Annotated in this window: 23 protein-coding genes and 1 pseudogene; 7 read left to right on the forward strand and 17 right to left on the reverse strand. The window is 67.5% G+C overall.

Translation table 11 applies throughout. The features are described 5' to 3' along the window. Positions 1-1,076, forward strand: a pseudogene (locus A5712_RS30810) (hypothetical protein); the annotation flags it as partial. A gap of 62 nt (positions 1,077-1,138) precedes the next feature. Beyond that, positions 1,139-1,717, forward strand: a complete 579-nt coding sequence (locus A5712_RS13150) for a hypothetical protein (RefSeq protein ID WP_068105384.1) — start codon at positions 1,139-1,141, stop codon at positions 1,715-1,717. A gap of 76 nt (positions 1,718-1,793) precedes the next feature. On the opposite strand, the gene A5712_RS13155 is transcribed toward A5712_RS13150, so the two are convergent. The 12 genes from A5712_RS13155 to A5712_RS13210 all read right to left on the reverse strand — a co-directional run bounded on the left by A5712_RS13155 (position 1,794) and on the right by A5712_RS13210 (position 13,624). After that, complete coding sequence (locus A5712_RS13155) at positions 1,794-2,276, reverse strand: mammalian cell entry protein (protein WP_068105387.1); 483 nt, start codon at positions 2,274-2,276, stop codon at positions 1,794-1,796. Next, positions 2,276-2,977, reverse strand: a complete 702-nt coding sequence (locus A5712_RS13160) for a mammalian cell entry protein (RefSeq protein WP_068105391.1) — start codon at positions 2,975-2,977, stop codon at positions 2,276-2,278. The genes A5712_RS13155 and A5712_RS13160 overlap by 1 nt, the downstream gene beginning before the upstream one ends. Further along, complete coding sequence (locus tag A5712_RS13165; protein ID WP_068105394.1) at positions 2,977-4,701, reverse strand: virulence factor Mce family protein; 1,725 nt, start codon at positions 4,699-4,701, stop codon at positions 2,977-2,979. The genes A5712_RS13160 and A5712_RS13165 overlap by 1 nt, the downstream gene beginning before the upstream one ends. A 10-nt stretch (positions 4,702-4,711) precedes the next feature. Next, entirely contained in the window at positions 4,712-5,878 is a 1,167-nt protein-coding gene (locus A5712_RS13170) for a virulence factor Mce family protein (RefSeq protein ID WP_068105397.1), read from the reverse strand. After that, the gene (locus A5712_RS13175) at positions 5,875-7,317 is read right to left on the reverse strand and encodes a virulence factor Mce family protein (RefSeq protein WP_068105400.1); all 1,443 of its coding nucleotides are present in this window, start codon (positions 7,315-7,317) and stop codon (positions 5,875-5,877) included. The genes A5712_RS13170 and A5712_RS13175 overlap by 4 nt, the downstream gene beginning before the upstream one ends. Beyond that, on the reverse strand, positions 7,314-8,378 hold the full coding sequence (locus tag A5712_RS13180; protein WP_068105403.1) for a virulence factor Mce family protein: 1,065 nt from the start codon (positions 8,376-8,378) through the stop codon (positions 7,314-7,316). The genes A5712_RS13175 and A5712_RS13180 overlap by 4 nt, the downstream gene beginning before the upstream one ends. After that, entirely contained in the window at positions 8,368-9,420 is a 1,053-nt protein-coding gene (locus A5712_RS13185; protein ID WP_068105406.1) for an MCE family protein, read from the reverse strand. The genes A5712_RS13180 and A5712_RS13185 overlap by 11 nt, the downstream gene beginning before the upstream one ends. Next, positions 9,420-10,622, reverse strand: coding sequence for an MCE family protein (locus tag A5712_RS13190; protein ID WP_068105409.1), 1,203 nt, complete (start codon positions 10,620-10,622; stop codon positions 9,420-9,422). Before A5712_RS13190 ends, A5712_RS13185 begins: the two co-directional genes overlap by 1 nt. 19 nt (positions 10,623-10,641) lie before the next feature. Continuing rightward, entirely contained in the window at positions 10,642-11,484 is an 843-nt protein-coding gene (locus tag A5712_RS13195) for an ABC transporter permease (RefSeq protein WP_068105412.1), read from the reverse strand. A gap of 7 nt (positions 11,485-11,491) precedes the next feature. Continuing rightward, positions 11,492-12,256, reverse strand: a complete 765-nt coding sequence (locus A5712_RS13200; RefSeq protein ID WP_068105414.1) for an ABC transporter permease — start codon at positions 12,254-12,256, stop codon at positions 11,492-11,494. A gap of 237 nt (positions 12,257-12,493) precedes the next feature. Continuing rightward, a complete protein-coding gene (locus A5712_RS13205) occupies positions 12,494-13,408 on the reverse strand; it encodes a 3-oxoacyl-ACP reductase (RefSeq protein WP_068105417.1) in 915 nt (304 codons plus the stop codon). Positions 13,409-13,432: 24 nt separating this feature from the next. Continuing rightward, positions 13,433-13,624: a ferredoxin gene (locus A5712_RS13210; protein ID WP_068105780.1), complete on the reverse strand. Its 192-nt coding sequence runs from the start codon at positions 13,622-13,624 to the stop codon at positions 13,433-13,435. Positions 13,625-13,813: 189 nt separating this feature from the next. Between A5712_RS13210 and A5712_RS13215 the strand changes: the two genes are divergently transcribed. The 4 genes from A5712_RS13215 to A5712_RS13230 are packed head-to-tail and all read left to right on the forward strand — an operon-like array spanning position 13,814 to position 18,350. Continuing rightward, on the forward strand, positions 13,814-14,995 hold the full coding sequence (locus tag A5712_RS13215; RefSeq protein WP_068105420.1) for an acyl-CoA dehydrogenase: 1,182 nt from the start codon (positions 13,814-13,816) through the stop codon (positions 14,993-14,995). Between the two features lie 30 nt (positions 14,996-15,025). Further along, positions 15,026-16,123, forward strand: a complete 1,098-nt coding sequence (locus tag A5712_RS13220) for an acyl-CoA dehydrogenase family protein (protein ID WP_068105424.1) — start codon at positions 15,026-15,028, stop codon at positions 16,121-16,123. A gap of 23 nt (positions 16,124-16,146) precedes the next feature. Continuing rightward, positions 16,147-17,655 (forward strand): long-chain-fatty-acid--CoA ligase FadD17, encoded by a 1,509-nt coding sequence (fadD17, locus tag A5712_RS13225; RefSeq protein WP_156766553.1) that lies wholly within the window; start codon positions 16,147-16,149, stop codon positions 17,653-17,655. After that, positions 17,637-18,350: a hypothetical protein gene (locus tag A5712_RS13230; protein ID WP_068105428.1), complete on the forward strand. Its 714-nt coding sequence runs from the start codon at positions 17,637-17,639 to the stop codon at positions 18,348-18,350. Before fadD17 ends, A5712_RS13230 begins: the two co-directional genes overlap by 19 nt. 19 nt (positions 18,351-18,369) lie before the next feature. Here A5712_RS13230 and A5712_RS13235 read toward each other — a convergent pair whose 3' ends face one another. The 3 genes from A5712_RS13235 to A5712_RS13245 are packed head-to-tail and all read right to left on the reverse strand — an operon-like array spanning position 18,370 to position 22,434. Continuing rightward, positions 18,370-19,920 (reverse strand): acetolactate synthase large subunit, encoded by a 1,551-nt coding sequence (locus A5712_RS13235; protein WP_068105431.1) that lies wholly within the window; start codon positions 19,918-19,920, stop codon positions 18,370-18,372. Then, positions 19,917-20,741: an amidohydrolase family protein gene (locus A5712_RS13240; RefSeq protein ID WP_068105436.1), complete on the reverse strand. Its 825-nt coding sequence runs from the start codon at positions 20,739-20,741 to the stop codon at positions 19,917-19,919. Before A5712_RS13240 ends, A5712_RS13235 begins: the two co-directional genes overlap by 4 nt. Positions 20,742-20,793: 52 nt before the next feature. Beyond that, positions 20,794-22,434, reverse strand: a complete 1,641-nt coding sequence (locus tag A5712_RS13245) for an acyl-CoA synthetase (RefSeq protein ID WP_068105439.1) — start codon at positions 22,432-22,434, stop codon at positions 20,794-20,796. 64 nt (positions 22,435-22,498) lie between these two features. Here A5712_RS13245 and A5712_RS13250 point away from each other — a divergent pair, with 64 nt between their 5' ends. Further along, complete coding sequence (locus A5712_RS13250; RefSeq protein WP_068105442.1) at positions 22,499-23,311, forward strand: crotonase/enoyl-CoA hydratase family protein; 813 nt, start codon at positions 22,499-22,501, stop codon at positions 23,309-23,311. Positions 23,312-23,510: 199 nt separating this feature from the next. On the opposite strand, the gene A5712_RS13255 is transcribed toward A5712_RS13250, so the two are convergent. Both A5712_RS13255 and A5712_RS13260 read right to left on the reverse strand, forming a co-directional pair. Further along, positions 23,511-24,713, reverse strand: coding sequence for a cytochrome P450 (locus A5712_RS13255; RefSeq protein WP_068105444.1), 1,203 nt, complete (start codon positions 24,711-24,713; stop codon positions 23,511-23,513). Beyond that, the gene (locus A5712_RS13260) at positions 24,710-25,426 is read right to left on the reverse strand and encodes an acetoacetate decarboxylase family protein (RefSeq protein WP_068105446.1); all 717 of its coding nucleotides are present in this window, start codon (positions 25,424-25,426) and stop codon (positions 24,710-24,712) included. Before A5712_RS13260 ends, A5712_RS13255 begins: the two co-directional genes overlap by 4 nt. Positions 25,427-25,458: the final 32 nt, after the last annotated feature.

The following is a 25,458-nucleotide window of genomic DNA, read 5'->3' on the forward strand; positions in this document are numbered from 1 at the left end:
CGTCGGCCTGTCCGCGGCGTCCGGTTGGTTTTACTGGGAGCGGGCGCAGACGCGCGGCGAGGCGGCCGCGCGGGTGGCTGATCGGTTCCGGCGGCGCAGGCGGGGCGGGCGGGATCGCCACGGCCGTCGGCGGCACTGGCGGTATGGGCGGGGCGGGCGGCAACGCCCCGATGCTCGGCCACGGCGGCGCGGGCGGAGCCGGCGGAAGCGACGCCAACGGTTTCGGGGGTTACGGCGGCGCCGGCGGCAGCGGCGGATGGCTACAAGGCTCCGGCGGCAGCGGCGGGGCGGGTGGAGTCGGCGACACCGCCGGCGGTTTGGGTGGTAACGCAGGCAACGGCGGGTGGTTGCAGGGCAACGGCGGCACCGGCGGGGCCGGCGGGAGCGCTACCGGCGCCAACGGGATAGGCGGTTTCGGTGGCCACGGCGGCAAGGGCGCGTGGCTGCACGGCAACGGCGGCACCGGCGGGACCGGCGGTGACGCCACCGGAGCGGGTGGACACGGCGGCAGCGGCGGCGACGCGGGCACCGCCGGGGTGTTCGGCAACGGTGGTCACGGCGGCCAGGGCGGTTCCGCGTTCCTCGGCACCGGCGGGAACGGCGGCAATAGCGGCAACAGCGGGATCATCGGCGACGGCGGCAACGGCGGCGACGGCGGGGCCGGCCTTGTCGGCGGCCGCGGGGCCGACGGCGGCAACGTCAAGCTGTTGGGCGGCGGCGGTGCCGGCGGCACGGGCGGTGCCGGCAGCGGCCCGGTCGGAGTCGGCGGCGCCGGCGGGAAGGGCGGCGGGACCGGGATATTCGCCCACGGCGGTGCCGGCGGCACGGGTGGCGCCGGATCCGGCACCGGCGCCGGCGGGGCCGGTGGAGACGGTGGCGTCGGCGGGCTCTTCGGCGGCGGCGGCAGGGGCGGCGACGCCGGCAGCGGCGCCGCACCCGCCAACGGCGGCAGAGGCGGCGACGCCGTATTCATCGGCAACGGTGGGAACGGCGGGAATGGCAGCGGCGGCGGAAACGGCGGAAGCGGGGGCTTTGCCGGGCCGCTCGGCCACAGCGGGGCGCACGGTTTGCCATAACCCCCCATGGTGCTGCCGCCCAAACGCTGTGATACTCGATGCAGCGTAGAGGGAGGAACGTCATGAAGCTCCGTCGTGGCCTGGCCGCCGGCGCCGGCATCTGCTCGGCCGTCGCGCTCGGAATCGCGTTGGAATCGGGCGAACCGGCCGGCGCCGTCGCGCCGCCACCGGACGGCAATTACTCCTTCAATCAGGCGGGGGTCTCCGGGGTGACCTGGACGATCACCGCGCTGTGCGATCAGGTGAACGGAAGCCGCTACTACAAGGACTATTCCAACCCGGACATCATGGCGGACTTTTGCGCCCTGAACATCGTGAGCTCGACCGACGAACGGATCAGCCGGCAGGACAAACTGCAGAACTACAGCGGCAGGGCCCGGCTGGTGAGCCAACGCTGGACCTTCAAAGTCGACATCGCCGACGGCGTTTCGTGCCCGGGCGGCGGCACCGCGGCGTCCACCGAAACCTTTGCGTTTGACGACGAGACGCTCACCGGCACACACACCAGTCTGCATGGCCCGGAGTGCGGCCTGGAGTCGGCGATGAGCAAGCAACCGTTTTCGTTGGCACTCACCGGCCCTCCGCCCAGCCCGATCGAGCGTTATCCATTGCGCTGCAACGACATTGCGATGTGCTTCTGAGGGTTGGCCTGTTGCGCCACGGCCGAGAGTCACGCCAGCGCAACCGTGGGCGCCGAGCATCACGCTCGGCCGGTTCCTAGATCGGTGTGATGTAGGCGATCAACCATTGCTTGCCGACTTTGGTGAAGTCCACGCGCAACCGGCTGCCGTCGTAGAGGGGCTGTCGTGACTTGTCGGTCACGGTGCGATTCAGGTAGACCATCACCGACGCCGAATCCCGCTTGGCCGACATGACGCCCACGCCAACGACATTGGCCTGGACGACGACCTCACGCTTCTTCGCCTCCGGAATGATCTGCGCGTTGGCGCTCTTCTGGAACTCCTGGCGATAGGCGGGCGTCAGCAACGGGTACGCGGCCGAGAGGCTGCGTTCGACGGTCTGATAGTCGTAGGCGAACACCTCGGGTATCTCCTTGGCGGCCAGCCCCGGCAACACCGCCCGCGCGGCCGCCTCGCCGCGCGTCTGCGCCCGCTCCCAGTAAAACCAACCGGACGCCGCGGACAGGCCGACGAAGGCGGCCACCAGCAGGGAGCCCGCGACGGCGATCAGCCACCGCATCAGTTACCCCCGTCCGGATACTTCAGGTCGTAGCCGGTCATCCGCCCGTGCTCGTCCTCGTGCACGATCACCCGCAGCCGATACGGCATGGACGGCTTGTTCGTCCCGTCGATGTCGGCGACCGTCACCCGCACCGACACCAACACCGACGCGTTGTCGGTGACCGAGTCGATGCCCTCCAGCGCGGCGCCGTTGACGACGGCTTCGGACGTCGCGTTGGTGGAGCGGAACAGGCCCTTGAGGTTTTCGATGTTGTTGTTGGCGCCCAGCATTCCGCGCAGCGGGCCGCTGGTGCCGTCGTAGAACCGGTTCACGCTCTCGTCGATGTTGTCCTGCTTGTAGCTGAACATGTTGACCACCGTCTGCGTGGCGGTGTCGACGAAGCGCTGATCGCGCGCCTGTGCCGCGTCGGCGTGCCCCTGCTGGACGAGCAGCGCGACCAGGCAGGCGGTCAGTGCGCCGACCGCCACCAGCGCGGCGGCGAACGACGTCCACAGCACCAGGGCGCGGTTCGGCCGGCGCCGCGGCGGCGGCTTGACCGGCTTCAGGCTTGCAACGGGTTTCGCCGGCGGCTTCGGTGGGGCCGCAACGTCGACCTTGACCGGAGCGGCCTCGCGCGCCTCGCCCTTGGCCGGCCCCGCCGCACGCGAAGCACGGCGACGCACTCGCCGCGTCGTCGTTTCTGGCACTTCTGGGGCCACTACATCGGCCTCGGATCAAGCATCAGGTCCACCCAGTTCTCGGCGCTGGAGGCGCCACTGGCGCCGGCCGCGAACGTACCAGTCCCGCCGGCCGGGTCCACAAACGCTCCGGTGCGCTGGTCATAGGTGGTGTAGGCCGGGCCGCTGGCCTGCGGCGGTGGACCCTGCGGCGGCCCCCATGGCTTCTCCGGTCCCGGGCCCGCCGGCGGCGGATTGATGCCCTCCGGAGGCGCCGGCGGTGGCAGCCACTTGGGATAGGGAAGCAAGGGCGGCACCGGTGGGACACCGGGCGGGTGCCACGACGGGTTGCCCGGCGGCGGCAGGGTGTCGTTCGGGGGCGGCGGATCGTAGGCCGGCTGGTGATTCGGCAACGGCCCGGGCCCGGGCACTACGCCCGGCGGCGGTGGACCCACGATCGGTGTGCCCGGATCGGGTTCGGCATCGGGCGGGATGTACGGGAACTTGTTGGGCGGCAACACGTTCAGCCCATTCGTCACCGGGGTGTCGTACGGCACCGGCGGGCCGCGCCACGGGTTGCGGCCGACCGGAACGTAGCCCTTCGGGTCGCGGCACAGCTGGATCGTCGGCGCCCGTTTGCCGGGGAACTCCTGGCACGGGTAGTTGCGCGCGCCGCGCACGGTGCTCGGATCGTTCTGTGCCGTCTTGCAATACATGTCCCTCGGCAGCTCGCGCAGCGTCTCGTCCGCCGGCGTGCGCATCAGCGGCGGGGGCAGAAAGCCGACGGCGCACGGGGGCGGGTCGTTGAGGTCGAGCTTGAAGTCCAGCTTCGCGCCCTCGTCCTGTGGGGCGCCGCCGGCGGCCGTGGTGATCGCCGCGAACAGCGCCGGCAGCACCACCAGCAGCTGCTCGATCGACTTGTGGTAGATGACGCCGACGCGACCCAGGTTGGCCAGGCTGGCGGCCAACGCCGGGAACGACGGGCGGATCCCGGAGAACGCGGTGCTGGCCTCGTCGGTCGCGCCCGGGGCGGTGGCCAGTGTCTCGCGCAGCTGCGGGTCGGCCTGGCGCACCTCGGAAGTGAAGCGCGCCAACCCATCCGACAGCGATTTGACGTCGGCGCCGGCGCGGATCTGGGCCTGCAGGAACGGGCCGGCCTGATCGATCAGCTGGGATACCTGCGGATAGTTGGCGTTGGCCTCGTCCACCAACAGCCGAGCGGACTCGATCAGCCGGGCCAGCTCGGGACCCGACCCGTTGGCCGCGATGAACGTCTCGTGCAGGAGTTCGCGCAACCGGGTGTCGCCGAGGCTGTTGACCAGTGCCTCCGCCCGCTTCAGCAGGTCGGCGACGTCCTGACCGATCCGGGTGTTCTGCCGGTCGATCCGGGATCCGTTGTGCAGCTTGGTCGATGCCGGGTTGCCGGGCGGTACCAGGTCGATGTACTGCTCACCGACGGCGGAGACGCTCTTCACGGCGGCGGTGACGTTCGAGGGTATGGGCGTGCCGCTGTTGAGCCGCATTTCGGCGGTGACGCCATTGGGGTTGAGGCCTACCGACTCCACCCGGCCGACCGCGACCCCACGGTAGGTGACGTTGGCGTTCTTGTACAGACCGCCCCCCGCCACGAAATCGGCGCTGACGCCGTACGTTCCGAGGCCGAAGGTGGCGGGCAGCCGCAGGTAGAAGACGGCCATAACACTCAGCGTGATAACGGTGATCACCGCGAAGATGCCAAGCTGGACTTTGGTGAGTTTGTCGATCATGCGCGCCGCCCTACCGTCCCTCAGGACCCGAAGTCGTGCCGGGCGGAATCTTGAACGGGTCGGCCGCCTGTCCGGACAGGTTGGCCAGCTCGCCGGTCAGGAAGTCGGGCGGGTTGAGCACCTCGCTCATGTGCATCATGTTCGGGTCGAGTGCATAGGACGTGGTGAAGAACGTCTCACCGATCCGGCGCAGTGTCAGGTCGAACGTGGTGAACACGTTGAGGTAGTCGCCGCGCACCGCCTGCTTGATGCCGAAGTTGGGGAACGGGAACGTCAGCAGGATCTGCAACGAGGTGACGAAGTTCTTCCGGTTGTCGTTGAGGGCCTTGACGACCGAGTACAGGCCCTTGAGGTCTTCGGCGAAGTCGACCTTGGTTTTTGCCAGGATGTGGGAGGTCACCGTCGCGAGCTTCTTCAAAGCCGCGAATGCCTCGACGATGTGGTCCCGATTCTTGTTGAGCACGCGGAGGGCCTCGGGCAGCGTGTCCAGCGCCCGGCCCAGGTTGTCCTTGTCGCGCGCCAGGATCGCGGAGAATCGGTTCAGCCCGTCGACCGCATCGATGATGTCGTTGGTCTGCCGGTTGAGCCCCGCCGTCAATTCGGCGAGCCGCGGGATCAGGTCGACGAACTGGTCCTGACGACCCGCGAACGCCTGGTAGGTCTCGTCGGTAATGTCTTCCAGCGCACCGAGATTGCCCTTGTTGACGACGACGCCCAAAGCCGAGAGCACCTCTTCGGTGGTCGGATAGCGGCCCGTGTTGGCCTCGGTGATCCTCGAGCCATCCTTGAGTCGCCCGGTCGCCGGCTTGTCCTTGGGACGCGCCAGGTCGATGTGCATCGAGCCCAGCAACGACGTCTGGGCCACCGTCGCGGTCGAATTGGCCGGCAGCACGACGTTCTTGTTCAGCGCCAGCTTCACCGCGGCGTAGAAGGATCCATCGGAACGCTGCTCGGCCGAAATTCCCGCGACGCTGCCGACGGTGACGTCGTCGACCATCACCGGTGAGTTCTGCGGCAGCGTCGCCACGTCGGGCATCTCGACGGTGATCGAATACGCGCCGCTGCCGTGGCCGGCAGTGCCGGGCATCGACAGGGAGTTGAGGCCGTTGAATTGGCACCCGGCCAGCAGCGCGCTACCGGCGGCTAACACGCCGCCGCGCAACCAGATTCGCCTCATCCGCCACCGCCCAGGTTGGCCGGCGGCGGTGCGCTCGGCGGCGGGCCGGGCAGCGGACCATACGCGTTCCCCGGGCCAGGACCCGGAGCCGGACCAGGCGAGGCGCCCGAGCTGAGTCCGGCCGGCGGGGGTCCCGGGGCCGGCTGCGGCGCCGTCGGGACCAGCAGGGCCTGCAGATCCGCGGGGTTCTGGGCGGCCGGGGGGAGGTGGGACCCCTGGGCCGGTATCCAGGTCAGCTGCGGAATCGGGGTGGCCGCCTTGGCCTGGGTCTCCGGGGTGTCGTAGATGATCTGACCCTTGTACGCGGTGATCGTGTTGAGCGGGTGGAACATCACCGGCGGGTAGTTAACCGCGAGCCGGCGCAGCACCGGGCCGAGCCGCTCGCGGCAGATCTCGGCGCGCCGGTAGTAGTCGGGCGCTCGCGGTCCGCCGGCGGTCTCGAAGGAACCACCGCAGATGAACTGCACGGGGTTGGCGAATTCGGGGATGGACAACAAACCGTTCAGGGTGCCCTGCGCCGGGTCGTAGATGTTGTAGAAGTTGGCGATGCCCGGGCCGGCCACGTGCAACACCTGCTCGATGTTGTCGCTCTGGTCGCTCAACGTCTGCGCAAAGTCATTGAGGTTGTTGACCGTATCGATGATCGTCGAGTTGTTCTCGTGCAGGAATCCGCGGATGTCCGAGAGCGCCTGGTTGAGCGTGCCCAGGGTGTTGTCCAGATGCCGCGAGCTGTCGGCGAGCACCTGCGACACCGACGCCACGTTGCCGGCGAACTGCACGATCTGTTCGTTGCTCGCCGACAGCGCATCGACGAGCACCTGCAGGTTCTTGACCGTGCCGAAGATGTCGCTGCGCGAATCGCCGAGCCGCCCCGCGACTTGCGAGAGCTCGCGCAGCGCGTTGTGGAACGACTCGCCCTTGCCGTCGAGGGTGTCAGCGGCCTGGTTGATCGCCTTGCCCAGCGGCCCCTGCATCGAGCCCGTCGTCGGGCCCAACTGAACGGCCAGCTGCGTCAGGGACTCCTTGACCTCGTCCCACTCCACCGGCACCCCGGTGCGGTTCAGGTCGATGCTGCCGCCGTCGGGCAACACCGCCCCGCCGGTGTACGCGGGGGTCAGCTGAATGAACCGCGCCGACACCAGGTTCGGCGAGATGATCACGGCCCGGGCGTCTTTGGGGATCTTGACGTCCTTTTCCACCGACATGACGATCTTCACGTCGGAAGGCCGCGGCTCGATCGTGTCGATCGAGCCGACCGGCACGCCCAGGATGCGGACCTGGTCGCCGGGATACAGACCGACGGCGGAGCTGAAGTAGCCGATGACGGTCCGGTTATTGCCTTGCGACGACAGCACATACACGCCACCCACCAGCATCGCGACCAGCGCGATGATGATGCCGTAGCGCAGCCCCCTGCTGCCGGCGACCCGATTCATCATGGCGACTTCGGCCTGATGATCCAGCGTTCCTGAATCAGCCCGCGCAGGTAGTCGGCGAGGCTGGCCGGCAGCTTGCCCGGCTGGTAGAAGAAGTCGAACATCGTCGCCACCAACGGCGCCGGGATCACACCGTAGACGTTGACGTTGAATCCGGGACCGGAGCCGACGACCTCACCCAACTCGGTGGCATAGGTGGGCAACCGCTTGAGCGCTTCGGTGATGTAGTCGCGGCGCTCGTTGAGGTTGGCCAGCACCAGGTTCAGCTTGCTCAGCGCCGGACCGAACTCCTTGCGGTTGTCGGCGACAAAACCGGAAATCTGTTGTGAGAGACCGCCGATGCCCGAGATCAACTCGCCGATCGCGGCGCGCCGCTCGTCGAGCGCGGCGAACAACTCGTTGCCGTCGTCCACCAGCTTGTTGACCTGGTCGGCGCGCTGCGACAACACGCCCGTCACCGACTTCGCATGCGCCAGCAGGCCCTGCAGCGCCTCATCGCGGCGGTTCAGCGTACGGGACAGCGACGTCACGCCGTCCAGCGCGCCACGCAGTTCGGGAGTGGCGTCGTGCAGCGTGTCAGTGAGCACGTTCAAGGCCTGCTCGAACTGCGGCTTGTTCAGGTTGCTGGCGTTATTGCCCAGGTCCTCAAGCGCGCCGGCCAGCGTGTACGGCGTCGTCGTGCGGCTCAACGGAATCGTGGTCGCCTTGCCACTGCCGGCCGGCGTCACGGCAATGGAACGCTCACCGAGGATGGTGTCGGTGCGGATCGCGGCCATCGACTGATCGCCGACGACGACGTGCCGGTCGACGCTGAAGGTCACCTTGGCGCTGTTGCCGGCCAGGCCGACCGAGGCCACCTTGCCCACTTTGAAGCCGGACACGTAAACGGAGTTGCCCGGGTTGATGCCGCCTGCGTCGGTGAAGTAGGCGTCGTACATCTTGCCCTGCGGAAAGAACGGCAGGTTCGCATATCCGAACGCGATGAGCACCACGCAAACCACCAGCACCACGCCGAAGATGCCGGTGCGCAACGGGTCGCGTTCACGCCTTGCGTTACTTGACAAAAGCGCACCTTCCCTTGCTGGGGTCCACCGGGCCGCCGAACGGTATCAGGATGTCGCCGCCGGCCGGGCCGTTGATCTTGATCGTCACCGAGCAGAAGTAGATGTTGAAGAACGACCCGTAGGCGCCCAGCGCGGCCAGCCGCAGGTAGTCCTCGCCGAGTTGCTCGACATCGTTGTTCACCTCGGCCTTGCGGTTATCCAACTCGGTGGCCAGCGGTCGGGTGTTCTCGAGGATGCCCTGCAGCGGGCGGCGCGAATTCTTCAGCAGCTCAGTCAAGTCCGTGGTGGTGGACGCCAGTGGGGGGATGGCCCCGGCGATCGAGTCCTTGTTCTTGGCCAGCCCGGTGATCAATTGCTGCAACTGGTCGACGCTGGCCGAGAATTGCGCGCTCTTCTGGTCGACGGTGCCCAACACGGTGTTGAGGTTGGTGATCGCGTCGCCGATCAGCTGGTCGCGCTGGCCGAGCGCCGACGAGAACGCGCTCGTGTCGGCGAGCACGTTGGACAACGCTCCGCCCTGGCCCTGCAACAACTGGATCACCGCGCTGCTGATGGTGTTGACCTTATCGGCGTCCAGGCCCTTGACCAGCGGCCGCAGCCCGCCCAGCAGCGCGTCGAGATCCAGTGCGGGCTGGGTGTGTTGGGAGTTGATCGTGCCGCCCGGCGGCAGCTTACGCAGCTCCCCCGGGCCCGAGGTGATCTCCAAATAGCGGTCGCCGACCAGGTTTTCGTACCGGATCACCGCCCGCGTCGACGAATACAACGTGTAGCGACTGTCCACCCCGAACTTCACGTCGATGGTGTTGTCCTGGTTGAGCTTAACGCCCGACACCGCGCCGACCGGCACGCCGGCGATGCGAACCTTCTGACCGGCCTTCAGCTTCGACACGTCGGTGAACGTTGCGTGGTAGGTACTTTCGGGACCGAACCGGAAGTCGCCGAAGACCACCACCAGCGACGCGCTCACCAATATCATGGCCACCGCGAAGATGCTGACCTTGATCAACATCGACCGGTGTGACGGCATCCCCGCGGCCGCCATCAGAAGTCGTCCCGTTCCGCGAAAGCGCCGTGGAACAGGAACTGCAGGGTGGAGGGCGCGTCGAACTGCAGCTCGGTGAACGGCTCGTACGGGATGTTGGCGTTGTCGGTGACGAGGAAGGGCGCCCGGTAGAACGACCCACCGGTCTGCTTGGTCGGGATGTCGGGCAGTCCGCGGCAGTTCGGACCGCCGGAGGCGTTGACGATCGGCAGGGATTCCGGATACGTGTACGACGGCGCACCCAGGACGAAGCTGGACGACGTGAACAGCCCGGCCTTGCGCACACCGATCAGCGGGGCGAATTCCTTGATGCCGCGCTCGACACCGGCGAAAAAGCAGCCGAATTCGGGCGAGTAGTCGTGAGCCACCTTGATCGGGGCGCGCAGCCTGTTGATGGCGTCGATGAAGTTCTGCTCGGCGGGTTCCAACGTCTCATAGGCGTTGTTGGCCAAGCCGATCGCCGCCAGCAGCGTGTCGTTGAGGTCCTTCTGCTTGTCGACGACAGTCCGGTTGATGGTGGGCAGGTTGCCGAAGACGGTGTTCAGGTCGGGGGCGGCGTCGGCGTAGTTGTTGGTCACGATTCCGGCCCTGCGGAAGTCCTCCTGCAGGGCGGGCAGCTTCGGATTCGCCTGGCGTGCCAGCGTGTTCAGCCCCGACAGCAGCGATCCGAAGTCGTCGCCGTGGTTACGCAGCCCTTCGGACAGCGCGCTCAGCGTGCCGTTCAGCTCCACCGGGTCGACCTTGTGGAGCAGGTCGACGAGCGATTGGAACAGCGTATTGACCTCGAGCGCCACCGCGGACGCCTCGACGTGCGCGTCCGGGCGCAGGGATGTCGGCGAAGGCGCCTGGGGCGGAATGAATTCGACCGACTTGGCGCCGAAGATGGTGTTGCCCGCGATGTGCACCGTCGCGTTGGAGGGGACGAAGTGCATCTGATCGCTGCTGATGGCCAACGTCAGCCGAGCCTGGTCACCGGAGTAGTCGATGCTGGTGACCTTGCCGATCTGGATGCCGCGGTACTTGACCTTGGCGCCCTTGTCCATCACGAGGCCCGCCCGTGGCGCCGAGACGGTGACGGTGTCGGTCGAGGCGAAGGCCGCGGTGTACGAAAGGTAGGTGAGGACGGCGAAGGCCACGATCACGCCGGCCAGCAGCGCCGCTGCCAGCCGAACCGATGAGCGTCGTGATGCGCCGTCTGCCATGTCTTTTCGGGAGCTCCCTTCACCCGGAGAGGTTGAAGTTACCGGACGCGCCGTACACGGCCAGCGAGATGAACAAGGTGATGACGACCACGACGATCAGCGAGGTGCGCACGGCCTGACCGACCGCGATGCCGACGCCGACCGGGCCGCCGCTGGCGTTGTAGCCGTAATAGGTGTGCACCAGCATGACCGCGATGGCCATCACGATGGCCTGCAGGAACGACCACAGCAGGTCCGACGGGATGAGAAACGTATTGAAGTAGTGGTCGTAGAGGCCCTTGGACTGCCCGTTGATGTACACCGTGGTGAACCGGGCGGCGAAGAACGCGGCGAGCACCGACAGCGAGTACAGCGGAATGATCGCGATCAGGCCGGCGATCAGCCGGGTCGACACCAGGTAGGAAACCGACTGCACGGCCATGCATTCGACGGCGTCGATCTCCTCGGACACCCGCATCGCGCCCAATTGCGCGGTGGCGCCCGCTCCGATGGTGGCCGCCAGCGCGATGCCCGCGATCACCGGGGCGACGACGCGGACGTTGAGGAACGCCGACAGGAAACCCGTCAGCGCCTCGATGCCGATGTTGCCCAGCGACGCATACCCCTGCACGGCGATGACGCCACCGGAGGCCAGGGTCAGGAAGGCCGCGACGCCGACCGTGCCGCCGATCATGACGAGAGCCCCCGCGCCCAGCGTCATTTCGGCGACGTTCCGGATCGTCTCCTTCCGGTATTGGGTGAGCGCTTGCGGCACGTAACGCACTGTCTTGCCGTAGAACAACGCCTGCTCGCCGAAGTCGTCGATGGGCCCCTGCAGCCGCGACATGAAACGGCGAAACCGCAGGGTGGCGTCGTAGCTCATCGAGTGCTCACTTGGCGGTGATCCGCACGCCGACGGCGGTCATGACGACGTTGATGACGAACAGGCAGATGAACGCGTAGACGACGGTCTCGTTGACCGCGTTACCGACGCCCTTCGGTCCGCCCTTGACGGTCAGGCCGCGGTAACACCCGACCAGCCCGGCCATCAAGCCGAACAGCAGCGCCTTGACTTCGGCGAGCACCAGCTCGCGCAGCCCGGTCAGCACGGTTAGGCCGTTGATGAAGGCGCCCGGGTTGACGCCCTGCAGGAAGACGGAAAACACATAACCGCCGGATAGGCCGATGGCGCACACCAGGCCGTTGAGGAGCAGCGCTACCACGGTCGACGCCAAAACCCTTGGCACCACGAGCCGGTGGACCGGGTCGATGCCGAGCACGCGCATCGCGTCGATCTCTTCCCGGATGGTGCGGGCACCCAGGTCGGCGCAGATCGCGGTGGCGCCCGCGCCGGCGACGACGAGCACCGTCACCACCGGGCCGAGCTGAGTGACGGTGCCGAAAGCCGTTCCGGCGCCCGACAAGTCGGCGGCTCCGATCTCGCTCAGCAGGATGTTGAGGGTGAACGCGACCAGCACGGTGAAGGGGATGGACACCAGCAGCGTCGGCACCAGCGACACGCGGGCGATCATCCACGTCTGTTCGAGGAACTCCCCCAATTGAAACGGCCGTCGAAAAGTCTCGCGGCCGGTGTCGATCATCATCTCGAAGAACCCGCCCACAGCGCGGGCGGGAACCGAAAGTTGTTCTATCAACTTGGCCGCCCCCCTCTGCTGCTCGCGGCGAAGCCTGTGTGTCGCCTTAACGTTGTCTTCGGTCGCATGCGGCTCGGTGTAAGCCGGATCATATTAACTCAGAGAACGAGCACCATGTCAATGAACAGCATTTCCGTATCCGAACCGTTAATTTGTCCAGGTCAGAGGTGTTGCTGAGGGTTCAATCTGACACGTGTTCTACTTGGCATTTTCAGCTCGAAAAGCGCGTTTAGCCCGTCATTGCTCCATGAGGTTGACGGCGGAAAAGTTTCGCTCCGGATCGCGTCCAGCAAAGTATTCCTGGAGGGCGCCGCTGAGCTGGCCGGGCTCCCAGGCCGGCCCGTCCGCCTTGAATCTGTGCTCCGCCGTCGGTGCGGCCACAAGTGTCACCTGCGGCCCGTAAACGATGAACACCTGCCCGTTGACTTCCGCGGCAGCGGGCGACGACAGGAACTTGACCAGGCTCACCACGTGCTCGGGCGAGAGCGGGTCGATGCCGCCCTCCTCCACCTCCGGCGCGTCGCCGAAGACGTCCGCCGTCATCGCCGTGCGGGCCCGCGGGCAGATCGCGTTCGTGCACACCCCGTAGCGGCCCAACGCCCGCGCGGCCGTGAGGGTGAGCGAGATGATGCCGGCCTTGGCCGCGCCGTAATTGGCCTGCCCGACCGGCCCGACCAGGCCGGCTTCCGATGCGGTGTTGACGATCCTGCCGAAGATCCGACCGCCCGCGTCCTTGGCCTTGCCGCGCCAGTAGGTGGCCGCGTTGCGGGTCAGCAGGAAGTGGCCGCGCAGGTGGACGGCGATGACGAGGTCCCATTCCTCGTCGGACATGTTGAACAGCATCCGGTCGCGGGTGATCCCGGCGTTGTTCACGACGATGTCCAGGCCACCCAGCCCGTCGGCGGTGGCCACGAGCTCGTCGGCGGTCGCGCGCTGGCTAATGTCGCCGGCCACCGCGACCGCCTTGGCCCCTGCCGAGTTGATCTCGTCGATGACGTCGGAGGCGTCCAGCGCGGCGGCGATGTCGTTGACGACGACGGTGGCGCCCAGCCCGGCCAGGCCGAGCGCCTCGGCGCGTCCCAGCCCCGCGGCCGCGCCGGTCACCACCGCGACCTTTCCGGATAGATCGGTCGCGTTTGTGCTGCTAGTCAATTTATGAATACCTCTAGTCTGTGTTCAGTCTTCACGGAGCAGCGCGGCACGCGGGCACTCGGCGATTGCCTGCTCGGCCAGCTGCTCCCGGTCGGGTGGAATCGGATCGATCTTCACGACGGCATAGTCTTCATCGTCCAGATCGAAGAGGTCGGGTGCGATTCCCAAGCACACCGCGTTCCCTTCACACCGGTCACGATCCACGATCACCCGCACGGCACCCTCCTCGAAACTGGCCCTCAACCTGAGCACACGCCCTATCGGTTCGTAGGTCCACCATAGGGCCCCGGTGCGCCAGGCGAAACGGTCGCTGGATTCCCAGACTAGAACGTGTTACAACCGGGGAGGCGAACGGGTAGCCGTTGGTCGAGCTACGCGTGTCACGTTAACCAAAGGACGGCTGGAATGCGCATCAGTTACACCCCTGAACAGGAGGAGCTGCGTCGCGAGCTGCGGTCGTACTTCACCAAGCTCATGACCCCGGAGCGCCGCGCGGCGCTGACGTCGACCGAGGGCGAGGTCGGGACCGGCAACGCGTATCGCGACACCGTTGCGCAGATGGGCAAGGACGGGTGGCTCACCCTGAACTGGCCCAAGGAGTACGGCGGCCAGGACCGCTCCCCGATGGATTCGCTGATCTTCACCGACGAGGCCGCGATCGCCGGCGTGCCCGTGCCGTTCCTGACGATCAACAGCGTGGCGCCGACGATCATGGCCTTCGGCACCGACGAGCAGAAGAAGTTCTTCCTGCCCAAGATCGCGGCCGGCGAACTGCACTTCTCGATCGGCTACTCCGAGCCCGGCGCCGGCACCGACCTGGCCAACCTGCGCACCACCGCCGTGCGCGACGGCGACGACTACGTGATCAACGGCCAGAAGATGTGGACCAGCCTGATCGCCTATGCCGACTGGGTCTGGCTGGCGGTGCGCACCAACCCGGAGGCCAAGAAGCACCGCGGCATTTCGATGCTGACCGTGCCGACCACCGCCGAGGGCTTCTCCTGGACGCCGGTGCACACCATGGCCGGTGTGGACACCAGTGCCACGTATTACTCCGACGTCCGGGTGCCCGTGACCAACCTGATCGGCGAGGAAAACGGCGGCTGGAAGCTGGTGACCAACCAGCTCAACCACGAGCGGGTCGCGCTGGTGTCGCCGCAACCGATCTTCCTGGCCCTGCGCGAGGTGCGCGAGTGGGCGCAGAACACCAAGGACGGCGGCGGGGCCCGGCTCATCGACTCCGAGTGGGTTCAGCTGAATCTGGCCCGGGTGCACGCCAAAGCCGAGGTGCTCAAGCTGATCAACTGGGAGCTCGCGTCGTCGGACAGCGAATCGCTGAACCCGGCGGACGCGTCGGCGGCCAAGGTCTACGGGACCGAGCTGGCCACCGAGGCCTACCGGCTGCTGATGGAGGTGCTCGGCACCGCGGCGACGGTCCGCCAGGATTCGCCGGGTTCGCTGCTGCGCAGCCGGGTCGAGCGGATGCACCGCGCCTGCCTGATCCTGACCTTCGGCGGCGGCACCAACGAGGTGCAGCGCGACATCATCGGGATGGTCGCGCTGGGCCTTCCCCGAGCCAACCGCTAGCGCTTTCTCTATATATAAGGACGAGAATTCATGGACTTCACGACGACAGAAGCGGCACAGGACCTCGGCGGGCTGGTCGACACCATTGTGGATGCGGTGTGCACGCCGCAGCACCACCGCGAGCTGGACGGGCTGGAGCAACGATTCGACCGCTCGCTGTGGGACAAGCTGGTCGAGGCCGACATCCTAACCAGCGCGGCGCCGGCGTCATTGGGTGGCGACGGCTTCGGCGTGCTCGAGCAGGTCGCCATTCTGGTGGCGCTGGGCCACCAGCTGGCCGCGGTGCCCTACCTGGAATCGGTAATGCTGGGCGCCGGGGCGCTGGCCCGGTTCGGCTCCGAGGAACTGCAGCAGGCCTGGGGCGCTCCGGCGGTGCGAGGGGAAAAGATCCTCACCGTGGCGCTCGACGGCGAGATGGGTGAGGGCGCGGTGCAAGCGGTCAGCGCCGGTGCGGGCTACCGGCTGACCGGGACGCGCACCCAGATCGGCTTTGCGCCCGTCGCCGATGCATTTCTGGTTCCGGCCGAAACCGATTCCGGGACAGCCGTTTTCCTCGTCGCGGCCGACGACCCGGGCGTCACGGTGACGGCGCTGCAAACCACGGGACGGGGCAGCGTCGGGCACCTGGCCCTGGACGGGACCCAGGTGGACGCCGGGCGCATGGTGGGCGACGGGGTTGTCGCAGTCTGGCTCGACACGCTGATTACTTTGGGGCGCAGCGCCTTTCAGCTCGGGGTGCTCGAGCGGGGATTGCAAATGACGGCCGAATACGCGCGTACGCGCGAGCAGTTCGACCGCCCGATCGGCAGCTTCCAGGCGGTGGGACAGCGACTGGCCGACGGGTATATCGACGTCAAGGGCCTGCGGCTGACGCTCACCCAGGCGGCCTGGCGGGTATCGGAGGACATGGCAGCCGACATCGATGTGGCCAGCGCGGCGTTTTGGGCCGCCGACGCCGGGCACCGGGTGGCGCACACCATCGTGCACATCCACGGTGGCGTCGGCGTCGACACCGATCACCCGGTGCACCGTTACTTCCTGGCCGCCAAGGAGATCGAGTTCGCGTTGCACGGTGCCACCGGGCAGTTGCGCCGCATCGGCCGCGAACTGGCGGAAACGCCGGCCTGAGGGCGGCGTTCGCCGTGGGCTTCGTGATCCCAGCCGACCCGACCGTCACCAAGCTCCTGGTTCCGCTGGCCGAAATCGACGACCGCGGCGTCTATTTCGAGGACACGTTCGTCAGCTGGCGGGATCACCTCCGGCACGGTGCCGCGATCGCGGCGGCGCTGCGTGAGCGCCTCGACCCGGCCAAGCCGCCACACGTCGGCGTGCTGCTGGAGAACACCCCGTTCTTCTCGGCGATGCTGGTGGCAGCGGGGATGTCCGGCATCGTCCCGGTGGGGCTCAACCCGGTGCGGCGCGGTGAGGCGCTGGCCCGCGACATCGCCCACGCCGACTGTCAAGTGGTGCTTGCCGATTCGAGGTCGGCCGAGCCGCTGGGCGACATCGAGCATGTCAACGTCGAGTCCGCGGCGTGGGCCGCCGAGGTGGACGCGCATCGCGACGCGGAGCCCCGGTTCCAGTCCGCCTCGGCCGGGGACCTGTTCATGCTGATCTTCACCTCGGGCACCAGCGGGGAGCCCAAGGCGGTGAAGTGCAGCCACGGCAAGGTCGCGATCGCCGGCGTGACGATGACGCAGCGCTTCGGCCTGGGACGCGACGACGTCTGCTACGTGTCGATGCCGTTGTTTCATTCCAACGCGGTGCTGGTCGGCTGGGCGGTGGCCGTCGCGTGCCAGGGGTCAATGGCGTTGCGGCGCAAGTTCTCCGCGTCTGGCTTCCTGCCGGACGTCCGCCGCTACGGCGCCACCTACGCCAACTACGTCGGCAAGCCGTTGTCGTACGTGCTCGCCACGCCGGAACGGCCCGACGACGCCGACAACCCGCTGCGGGCGGTCTACGGCAACGAGGGCGTGCCCGGCGACATCGAGCGCTTCGGCCGCAGGTTCGGCTGCGTCGTGCAGGACGGCTTCGGCTCGACCGAGGGCGGGGTGGCGATCGCCCGCACGCCCGACACCCCGCCGGGCGCGCTGGGCCCGTTGCCGGACGGCGTCGAGATCGTCGACCCGGACACCGGTGAGCCGTGTCCCGTCGGGGTGGTCGGCGAGATCGTGAACACCGCCGGACCGGGCCGCTTCGAGGGTTACTACAACGACGAGGCCGCCGAGGCAGAGCGGATGGCGGGTGGCATCTACCACAGCGGTGACCTGGGCTACCGCGACGAGGCCGGCTACGTGTATTTCGCTGGACGGCTTGGTGATTGGATGCGGGTGGACGGGGAGAACCTGGGCGCGGCCCCGATCGAGCGGGTGCTGCTGCGCTACCCCGACGCCACCGAGGTCGCGGTGTACGCGGTGCCCGACCCGGTCGTCGGCGACCAGGTGATGGCCGCGTTGGTCATGGCGGCCGGTGTCGAGTTCGATCCCGACAAGTTCCGGGCCTTCCTGGCCGAACAACCCGACCTGGGCCCCAAGCAGTGGCCGTCGTACGTGCGGGTGAGCGCGGAGCTGCCGCGAACGGTGACCTTCAAGGTGCTCAAGCGCCAGTTGTCGGCGCAGGGTGTCGACTGCGGTGATCCGGTATGGCCGATTCGCCGGTAGCGCCCGCCATCGAAGCGAGCTTCGAGAAGCTGGCCGCCACGGTCCCGGCGACCATCGGCATCGCGATCGCTCCCCCGGGTGTTGCCGAGGTCTATTCGTGGGGCCGATGGTCGTCCGGCGTCGCATGGTCAACGATCAAGGTGCCGTTGGCGATTGCAGCGCTGCGCGCCGATCCGGTCCGCGCCCGGGATCTGGTCGGCAAGGCCATCACCGAATCCGACAACCATGCCTCCGAGCAATTGTGGTCCCAGCTGGGCGAGCCGCCGGAAGCCGCCGGGCGGGTGCGGGCCGTCGTCAACGAATGCGGCGATCCGGACACGGTGGTCGAATCCCAACGACTTCGCCGCGGCTACACCGCGTTTGGGCAGACGCAATGGGCGCTGCGCCGGCAGGCGCGATTCGCCGCCGAGCTTCCGGGCCTCGCCGACGCGGCCACCGTCGTCGTCCTCATGCGCCGCCTCACGCCCGCCCAACGATGGGGGTTGGCCGCCAAAGGGTCTGCAGCCAAGGGCGGTTGGGGCCCGGGCGTGCGCGGCGACTACCTGGTCCGGCAATTCGGCATCGTGCCAACGGATTCCGGGCACGTGGGTGTGGCGCTGGCGGCCCAGGCGCACGCGTTCGAGGCCGGCGTCGAGGTTGTCGACGCGATGACGGACTGGCTCATCGCACACCTTCCGGCGCTGAGCGAGCGGTAGGCGGCGGATGCCTCAGGCGCTAGCCCGTCAGTGAGGGCACCACGGCGTCAATCAGGTGCGGCCCCGGTTCGGCCAGGGCCACGCGCAGGGCATCGGCGAACTCCTCGGCCGTGGTGACGCGCCGCGCGGGAACTCCCATGCCCTCGGCGATCTTGACGAAATCCATTGTTGGACGCGACAAGTCCAGCAGGTCGAGCGCCTTCGGGCCGGGCGACGACCCGGCCCCGACGCGCCCCAGCTCGATCCGCAAGATGTCGTAGGCGCTGTTGTCGTAGAGCACGGTCGTCACGTCGAGGTTTTCGCGTGCCTGGGTCCACAACCCCGAGATCGTGTACATCGCCGACCCGTCGGATTCCAGGCACAACACCGGACGATCGGGCGCGGCCACCGCGGCCCCCACCGCGGCGGGAATGCCGTAGCCGATCGCGCCGCCGGTCAGCGTCAGCCAATCATGGGCCGGTGCACCGGCCGTGGCCCGCTCCAGCATGATGCCCGACGTGTTCGACTCGTCGACGACTATCGCCCCTTCCGGCAGAAGCGCCCCGATCACCTCGGCCGCCGACGCGGACGTCAGCGCACCCGTGGGCAGCTGCGGACGCGATGCGGCCGCCACCGGCGCCTCCGTCCCGGGCGCCAACTCATCGGCCAATGCGGCCAAAGCGTTTGCGGCGCAGTTGTATTCGGCGAGCACATGCACCTGGCAGCCGGCCGGCACCAGGTCGCTGGGCATGCCCGGGTAAGCGAAGAACGACACCGGCGACTTGGCGCCCGCCAGCACCAGGTGCTTGGCGCCGTTGAGCTGGGAGGTGGCCGCCTCGGCGAAGTAGGCCAGCCGCTCGACGGCGGGGACTCCCGCGCCGCGCTCCAGCCGGGTCGGGAACGTCTCGCACAACAGCCTGGCCCCGGTCGCCTCGGCGATGCGGGCGGCGGCCGCCAGCCCGGGCCCCCGGGTGGCGTCGCCGCCGATCATGAGCACCGCGGGCTCCCCCGAACGCAAGACCTCGAGCACCTCGGACGCCAGGGCGGGATCGGTTCGCGGCGGCTCGGCGGGCGGTGTTCGCGCCGGTTGCCCGCCGTCCGACCAGGACACGTCGGCGGGGAGGATCAGCGTCGAAATATGCGATCCCGACCGGCTGGCGGCGATCGCCTCCGCGGCGTCGGACGCGACGTCGGCGGTCTGTTCGGTGCGGCGCAGCCATCCGGAGACGGTGCCGGCCAGGGCGTCGATGTCGGATTCCAGTGGGGCGTCGTACTTTTTGTGATAGGTGGCGTGGTCGCCGACGACCACCACCATCGGCACCCGGGCGCGGCGCGCGTTGTGCAGGTTGGCGAGGCCGTTGCCCAGCCCGGGGCCCAGGTGCAGCAACACCGCGGCCGGCCGACCGGCCATGCGCGCGTATCCGTCGGCCGCGCCGGTGGCCACCCCCTCGAAAAGGGCGAGCACGCCCCGCATTCGGGGCACCGCGTCGAGTGCGGCCACGAAGTGCATCTCCGACGTGCCGGGATTGGCGAAGCACACGTCGACGCCGCCGTCGACCAGGGTATTGATCAGGGCTTGTGCGCCGTTCACCTGTTTTCCTCCAGTCTGAAAACGCGTTGTGCGTTGCCGCGCAAGAAGTCCCGGCGGGCGTCGTCGCTGAGCCCAAGTTCATCCAGCCCCGCAAGAGCGTGGGTGTGGATGATCATCGGGTAGTTGGTGCCGAACAAGACCTTGCGTTGCCCGGTGCCGGTTTTCATGAACCTGACGAGCTCTTCCGGCAGCCGCTTGATGGTGTAGGCCGAGGTGTCGATGTAGACGTTCTCGTGTTTGCGTGCGACGGCCACCATCTCCTCGGTCCACGGGTAGCCGACGTGGCCGCAGACGATTACCAGCTCGGGGAAGTCGAGGGCCACCTGGTCGATGTAGGGAATCGGCCGCCCGGTCTCCGACGGCCGCAGCGGGCCGGTGTGACCGACCTGGGTGCAGAACGGCACCCCGGACTCCACGCATTCGGCGAACAGCGGGTAGTAGCGGCGGTCGGTAGGGGGCGCATCCCACAGCCAGGGCACCACCCGCAGGCCGACGAATCCCTCCTTCAGGCGGCGCCGCAGCTCGCGGACCGCGACCATCGGGCGATCGAGGTCGACCGTGGCCAGACCGACGAACCGGGTCGGGTGCGCCCGAACCCATCCCGCAACCTCGTCGTTGGAGACCAAGTCCTGGCCGCCCGGGCCGAGCCACGCACTCAGCAGGCCGAAGTCGACGCCGGCGGCGTCCATCGCCGCGAGGGTCGCTTCGATCGGGATGTCGGTGTCGGGGATCGATCCCCCGGTCCAACGCCGCAGCGACGCCAGCATGTCGCTGCGCAGAAACCGTTGCGTCGGATGTTGCATCCACACGTCGATCGTCATCGCGATTCGACTCTAGACCCACCGTGCAGTGGGCCCCGCGGCTAGGAGCCGATCAGGTTGTTACGTGGCTCGCATGCACTTCGTCGGCGGGGCGCGCCTCGGTCTGCTCCTTGGCCCACCGGTAGTCGGGCTTGCCCGCGGGCGACCGCTTGACCTCGTCGACCAGCCAAAGGCTGCGTGGCACTTTGTATCCCGCGATCTCGGAGCGCACGAAGCTGTCCAGCTCCGCCAGCGAGGGCCGCGCCCCGGGCCGCGGCTGCACGACGGCGGCCACGTGCTGCCCGTAGCGGGGGTCGGGCACGCCGACCACCAGGGCGTCGAAGACGTCGGAATGGCCCTTGAGCGCGGCCTCGACCTCCTCGGGGTAGATCTTCTCGCCGCCGCTGTTGATCGACACCGAGCCGCGGCCCAGCATTGTGACCGTGCCGTCCTCCTCGACCAAGGCCCAGTCGCCCGGGATCGCGTAGCGAACACCGTTGATGGTCCGGAACGTTTCGGCCGTCTTCTTCTCGTCCTTGTAATAGCCGACCGGGATGTTGCCCTTCTTGGCGATGAAACCGCGCACGCCCGAGCCGGGCTTCACCTCGTTGCCGTCCTCGTCGAGCACGACGGTGCGATGGTCGATCGTGACGCGGGGCCCGCCGCTGTGCGGGGCGTCTTTGGCGACGATGCTGGTACCACCAAAGCCGGTCTCCGAGGAGCCGATCGAGTCGGTGATGACCCGGTTGGGCAGCAGCTCGAGCAGGCGCTCCTTGATGCTCGGCGAGAACAACGCCGCGGTGCTGCCCAGCATGAACAGCGACGACAGGTCATAGTCGTTTTGCTTGTCAAGCGCGTCGAGCAACGGCCGGGCCATCGCATCGCCGGTGAAGAACAGCATGTTCACCTTATGATCGTGGATCGTGCGCCAGACCTCCTCGGCGTTGAATTCCGGTGCCAGCACGGTGGTTTGGCCCGAGAAGATCGACCTCCAGGTGGCCGACTGGGTGGCGCCGTGGATCATCGGCGGAACCGGATAGTTGATCATCGGCGGGTTGGCGGCGGCGGCCTTGGCCAGATCGTATTCGTCCTTGACGAATTCGCCCGTGGCGAAGTCGGTTCCACCGAGCAGCACCCGGTAGACGTCCTCGTGGCGCCACATCACGCCCTTGGGAAAGCCCGTCGTGCCACCCGTATACAGCAGGTAGATGTCGTCGGCGCTGCGCGGAGCGAAGTCGCGCTCCGGCGAGCCCTGCGCGATCGCCGCGTAGAACTCGACGCCGCCGTAGCGCTGGTAGTCGTTGTCGCTGCCGTCCTCGACGACGAGGATCGTCTTAACGTTCGGGGTGTCCGGCAGCACGTTGGCGACCCGGTCGGAGTACTGGCGCTCGTGCACCAGCGCGACCATGTCGGAGTTGTCGAACAGGTAACGTAGCTCGCCCTCGACGTAGCGGTAGTTGACGTTGACGATGATGGCGCCGGCCTTGACGATGCCGAGCATCGCGATGACGATCTCGATGCGGTTGCGGCAGTACAGTCCGACCTTGTCGTCCTTCTTGACGCCCTGGTCGATCAGGTAGTGGGCGAAGCGGTTGGCCTTCTCCTCCAGCTGGGCGTAGGTCAGCTTCTCGTCGCCGCAGATGAGGGCAACACGGTCAGGCACAGCGTCGATGGCGTGCTCGGCAAGGTCGGCAATATTCAGGGCCACGGCCACCAAATTAGAACGTGTTACATTTCTTGACAAGCTCACCCCCAACGTCGACGGAAAGGCACCCGCCGTGGCCGAGTCTCCAGCAAACGAACAAACGGGACCTGACGCACTCGTCGAACAGCGCGGTCACACCCTGATCGTCACGTTGAACCGGCCGCACGCCCGCAACGCGCTGAGCACCGAAATGATGGAAATCATGGTGCAGGCCTGGGACCGCGTCGACAATGACGACGACATTCGGTGCTGCATCCTGACGGGGGCCGGTGGCTACTTCTGCGCCGGCATGGATCTCAAGACGGCAACCAAGAAACCGCCGGGCGACTCGTTCAAGGACGGCAGCTACGACCCGTCACGGATCGACGCGTTGCTGAAGGGGCGCCGGCTGACAAAACCGCTCATCGCGGCCGTCGAGGGACCCGCGATCGCCGGAGGAACCGAGATCCTGCAGGGCACCGACATCCGGGTGGCCGGTGAGAGCGCCAAATTCGGCATTTCGGAAGCCAAGTGGAGCCTGTACCCGATGGGCGGGTCCGCCGTGCGGCTGGTGCGGCAGATCCCCTATACGGTCGCCTGCGACCTGCTGCTGACCGGACGGCACATCACCGCCGCCGAGGCGAAGGAGATGGGCCTGATCGGGCACGTCGTCCCGGACGGGCAGGCGCTGACCAAGGCGCTGGAGATCGCCGAGATCATCGAGAACAACGGTCCCCTTGCCGTTCAGGCGATCCTGCGGGCGATCCGGGAGACCGAGGGAATGCACGAGAACGACGCGTTCAAGATCGACACCCAGATCGGCATCAAAGTGTTCCTGTCCGACGACGCCAAGGAAGGTCCGCGGGCGTTCGCCGAGAAGCGCAAGCCCAACTTCCAGAACCGCTGACGCACCATCGGCCACACCAGCCCCCCGGCTGGGTAAGTGCCTTCGTGCCCGCCTCACAGCGACAGACGCCCGTAGGTTGCGCGGTCACACCCCCGTACCGACGTGTTGTCGCTCGGAGGCGGGCACAACGCATGGTGCTTTCCACCAGAGGCCAATGGTGCTGATGTGACTAACGCCTGCGCCAGGCGCAAACCGATGCTCAGCCCAGCGGCGCGCTCGGCGTGAACGCCACCGGCATCTTCTCCAGGCCGGAGACGAAGTTCGCCGGGCGCAATGGCAGCGCCGCGTCCGACGCCAGCCGCAAGTCCGGCAGGCGCTGCAGCAGCCGCGTCTGCATGATCGACAACTCCAGCCGGGCGAGCTGATTGCCGAGGCAGAAGTGCGTCCCGAAGCCGAACGCCAGGTGGTTGTTCGGGTAGCGCTCGATGTTGAAGCTCTCCGGATCCTCGAAGACCTTCTCGTCGAAGTTGGCCGACTCGAACAGCAGGATCATCTTTTCGCCCTGACGCAGCGCCGTGCCGTGGAACTCGGTGTCGGCGGTGATGGTGCGGGCCATGTTCTTCACCGGCGCGGTCCAGCGGAGCATCTCTTCGATCGCGTTGGGCAGCAGGCTCAGATCGTCGACCAACCGCCGGTGCTGATCGGGATGCAACAGCAGTTGCCGGGTGCCGCCGGACAGCGTGTGGCGGGTGGTCTCGTCGCCGCCGATCAGCAGCAGCAGAACCTCGGTGACGATCTGGTGGTCCTCCAGGCGTGACCCCTCGACCTCCGCGTGTACCAGGACGCTGACGAGATCGTCGGTCGGCTCGGCCTTGCGGGCCGCGATCATTCCCATCATGTATTCGCTGTAGGCGGCGAATGCGTCCATGGTGACCTGGATATCGGCCTCGGCTGCGGTGCTGCTCAACGCGCCGACCAATTCGTCGGACCACTTGAGGAACATCGCGCGTTCCTCCGGGAGCACACCCAGCATGTCGCCGATGACCGCCATCGGCAGCGGCGCGGCGAGGTCCCAGACGAAGTCGCACTCGCCGCGTTCACACACCGCGTCGATCAGCGTGTCGCACAGCGAAAGGATCTTGGACTCTTGGTCTTTCACGCGTTTGCGGGTGAATCCGGAGTTGACGAGCTTGCGGCGCAACAAATGTTGCGGATCGTCCATCTCGATCATCATCTCGACGCCGTCTTGATCGGGCCGGATGCCGCCGGCGTTCGAGAACAACTCGGGATTGCGCTCGGCATCGATGACGGCCTGGTACGTCGACGCGGCGGCCAGCCCGTTGCGGTCGCGGAAGACCGGCTCGTTCTCCCGCATCCAGCGGTAGACGGCGTGCGAGTCACCGGCGTAGAAGGTTCCGTCGGTCAGGTCCACATCGGGTCTGGTCGTGGAAGTCACTGTCATGAGATCTCCTGAGCATCACCGAAGGTCATCTGTACGTTGTCGACCGAGCTGGACAGCATGGCACGCTTCGGAAGGCCCAGCGACGCCAGCTCTTTGGCGTAGGGGTGATCGCCCAGCCGGACGCGCACCCCGCCGAATCGGGTGCGCACCCCGTCCAGCGTGTGTTCGAAGGAGGTCTCGCGGGTGACGCCGTCGCGGTGCGAGTAGGTGCGCTGCGCCTGCTGGCGCGGGGTCAGCGAAAACGGCAGGCCCCGACGGAATTCCATGTCGATCACCAGTTGCCCGTCTATCGCGCAGTCGAATCCGAAATCGCGGCCCTCGCGAACGGTGAAGTCCGCCATGACTTTCGGGTAACCCCAGATCTTGGTCCCCGCCTCCAGCGTGAACGGCTGGTCGACCGGCAGGTGGTGGATGAAGGCGCCGGCCGACTGCAGCGCACGCGGTCCGCTCGCCGCCGAGCCCGGCGGGTTGACCATCACACTGGTGCCGAACTCGTAGTACTGGCCGAGGTCACCGTCGATGTAGTGCATCAGCATCAGCACGACAACCGTGCGGCCCGGCAGGTAACGGCAGACCTGCAGGCCGCTGTAGTCGATCAGGCGTTGCGCGGCGTCGGCGTCCACCGAGAACATCGCCATGTGCTGATTTGCCCGGCGGATCCGCACCGGCATCGTGAGTACGGTGCCGGCGATCGTGTGTTGCGAGGCGGTCATCGGGCCAATCTAGAACGCGTTCTATTCGGACG

The organism is Mycobacterium sp. E2327, from assembly GCF_001672675.1.
Taxonomy (GTDB): domain Bacteria; phylum Actinomycetota; class Actinomycetes; order Mycobacteriales; family Mycobacteriaceae; genus Mycobacterium.

Coding starts and splice junctions, on each gene's coding strand:
- A5712_RS13185 (WP_068105406.1), bottom strand. CDS start 9,420: ATGGCGGCCGCGGGGATGCCGTCACACCGGTCGATGTTGATCAAGGTC.
- A5712_RS13215 (WP_068105420.1), top strand. CDS start 13,814: ATGCGCATCAGTTACACCCCTGAACAGGAGGAGCTGCGTCGCGAGCTG.
- A5712_RS13170 (WP_068105397.1), bottom strand. CDS start 5,878: ATGAGGCGAATCTGGTTGCGCGGCGGCGTGTTAGCCGCCGGTAGCGCG.
- A5712_RS13150 (WP_068105384.1), top strand. CDS start 1,139: ATGAAGCTCCGTCGTGGCCTGGCCGCCGGCGCCGGCATCTGCTCGGCC.
- A5712_RS13260 (WP_068105446.1), bottom strand. CDS start 25,426: ATGACCGCCTCGCAACACACGATCGCCGGCACCGTACTCACGATGCCG.
- A5712_RS13255 (WP_068105444.1), bottom strand. CDS start 24,713: ATGACAGTGACTTCCACGACCAGACCCGATGTGGACCTGACCGACGGA.
- A5712_RS13155 (WP_068105387.1), bottom strand. CDS start 2,276: ATGCGGTGGCTGATCGCCGTCGCGGGCTCCCTGCTGGTGGCCGCCTTC.
- A5712_RS13190 (WP_068105409.1), bottom strand. CDS start 10,622: ATGGCAGACGGCGCATCACGACGCTCATCGGTTCGGCTGGCAGCGGCG.
- A5712_RS13220 (WP_068105424.1), top strand. CDS start 15,026: ATGGACTTCACGACGACAGAAGCGGCACAGGACCTCGGCGGGCTGGTC.
- A5712_RS13195 (WP_068105412.1), bottom strand. CDS start 11,484: ATGAGCTACGACGCCACCCTGCGGTTTCGCCGTTTCATGTCGCGGCTG.
- A5712_RS13230 (WP_068105428.1), top strand. CDS start 17,637: ATGGCCGATTCGCCGGTAGCGCCCGCCATCGAAGCGAGCTTCGAGAAG.
- A5712_RS13240 (WP_068105436.1), bottom strand. CDS start 20,741: ATGACGATCGACGTGTGGATGCAACATCCGACGCAACGGTTTCTGCGC.
- A5712_RS13165 (WP_068105394.1), bottom strand. CDS start 4,701: ATGATCGACAAACTCACCAAAGTCCAGCTTGGCATCTTCGCGGTGATC.
- A5712_RS13175 (WP_068105400.1), bottom strand. CDS start 7,317: ATGATGAATCGGGTCGCCGGCAGCAGGGGGCTGCGCTACGGCATCATC.